Source organism: Microcystis sp. M53603_WE2, assembly GCF_030065435.1.
Window position 1 is genome coordinate 1 of sequence record NZ_JASJFF010000636.1, and the last position, 2,355, is coordinate 2,355.

Below are 2,355 nucleotides of genomic sequence, written 5' to 3' on the forward strand. Positions count from 1 at the left end.
CCAGATTGGGGAGAAGGAATTTATTTTTTACCTCCAGCATTAAATACATCCCTTATTGTCCTGCATCAATTACCTGAAACCCCTGAAACCCTTTGGTTAAGATTATTAGGCAGAGGAGGAACTAGAACCAGAGCGATTGATGAATTAGAGGCCTTGTCTCCTCATCATCCCTTTAAATCAGCTTCCTTAAAATTATTATACAATTTGAGTAGAAACTTGCAAGCCTTACCCAAAAGAACCCAGGAGGAGAGGAAATTTATTATGCGTTTAGCCCCTTTATACGAACAAGATAGAGAAGCAGCGATTCAAAAGGGTAGAATCGAAGGGATTCAACAAGGAGAAGCTATCGGACTTCAAAAAGAAGCATCCAAGTTAGTGCTACGTCAACTAAAGCGACGTTTTGGTGAACTTCCCCCGCATATCACTGAAACTATCCAAAAACTCTCAGTAGAAAAATTAGAAGACTTAGGAGAAGCATTGCTAGACTTTGAGACTCAAGCTGACTTAATCAATTGGCTTAATCAAGCCTAAAATCTTCGGGAAAGGCCATTTAAAACTCCTCTAATTGTTTTCTTTATCTATCGGGAAATTGAGAGCTTTATTGAATAGGGCAAGGTCTTGGAAATTAATCACGCCATCTCCATTAAAATCTGGCGTTGCTGATTTGAGTTCTGAACATTCTTTTGTGATATTTTTAAAACCTAGACCAAAACTAATACTAAATCCGTTGAGTATAGGCTACATATCAGGAGAGGCAATAGGCAACAGGCAAGAGGCAAAAGGGTAAATAAATAAGTGGGTGGGTGGAATTAAATATAAGATGAACGTAGGTTGGGTTGAAGCATGAAACCCAACGCCCGATTATGTTACGCTACCGCTAACCCATCCTACAAATAATTGTGCCTCCCTACTTAATCAGTTTTTAATAACCGGATTTGGTATAACTTTTGGATAGGACACACATTTGGCATTCATAGCTTGATTCAGCAACGCCGAATAATCTTATACTACTCCTAATCACTTCTTATCTCTTGACAATGACCTTAAAAACCGATCACGGTAAAAGCCATCCCGTCGGTGCGACTGTCTTGGCCGATGGTGTCAACTTCTCACTATTTTCTAAGTATGCCACTGCCATAGAATTATTATTATTTGATGATGCCAATTCCCCGCAACCTAGTCAAATTATTCGTCTGAATCCCCAAGAAAATCGCACTTTTTTCTATTGGCATATTTTCGTTCACGGCATTGGAGTCGGTCAAGTGTATGCTTATCGAGTCTATGGTCCGGATAATCCGGCCCAGGGTCATCGCTTCGATCCTGATAAAGTAGTTCTCGATCCCTATGCGAAAGCGATTGTCGGTGCGGAAATTTATGATCGACAAGCTGCCAGCGAAAAAGGCGATAATTGTCATCGAGCTTTGCGGGGTCTGGTAGTGGATCCAGGCCGCTACGATTGGGAAGATGACGCACCGCTACGCACTCCCTACTCTGCCAGTTTTATCTACGAAATGCACGTCGGTGGCTTTACTCGTAACCCGAATTCCGGCGTTAGCGAGGAAAAAAGAGGTACTTTTGCGGGATTAATCGAAAAAATACCCTATTTGACCAACCTAGGCATTACTGCCGTGGAATTGTTACCGATTCATTACTTTGATCCCGCTGCCGCTATGCCGGGGTTAACTAACTATTGGGGTTATAGCACGATCGGCTTTTTTGCGCCCCATGCCGGTTACAGTAGCGATCGCTCACCCCTCGGTCCTTTGAATGAATTTCGCGATCTGGTGAAAGCTTTACACAAAGCGGGGATCGAAGTGATTCTCGATGTGGTTTTCAATCATACCGCCGAGGGGGACGAAATCGGGCCGACTCTTTCCTTGAAAGGTATCGATAATCGCACCTACTACATCCTCGATGCGGTCGATAAAAGCCTCTATAGCAACTATACTGGCTGTGGTAACACCCTCAAGGGCAGTCATCCCATTGTTGGCAAAATGATTCTCGATTGTTTGCGCTATTGGGTGTCGGAAATGCACGTCGATGGTTTTCGCTTTGACCTGGCGGCCGTATTATCGCGCAATGTGGACGGGGAACCGATTCTGCAAAAAGGTTATAACATGATCTGGGCGATCGAATCGGATCCAGTCTTAGCCGGGACAAAATTAATCGCTGAAGCCTGGGATGCGGCAGGATTGTATAGTGTCGGTCAATTTGTTGAATTTGCCGATTGGTTTTCCGAGTGGAATGGGCCTTTTCGCGATGATGTGCGCGCTTTTGTCCGGGGAGATACCGGCATAGTCAGCAAATTAGCGGCGCGGATTTTAGGAAGCCCCGACATATACCACAGACCCGATA

2 protein-coding genes are annotated in these 2,355 nt (G+C 44.1%); both read left to right on the forward strand.

Features of this window, described 5'->3' with window-relative positions; all coding sequences use genetic code 11:
- Nucleotides 1-531: DUF4351 domain-containing protein (locus PX481_RS13540; protein WP_288094741.1), on the forward strand; the 531-nt coding region annotated here is incomplete at its 5' end.
- Nucleotides 532-1,037: 506 nt separating this feature from the next.
- On the forward strand, nucleotides 1,038-2,355 hold a 1,318-nt coding region (locus PX481_RS13545), incomplete at its 3' end, for a glycogen debranching protein (RefSeq protein ID WP_288094742.1).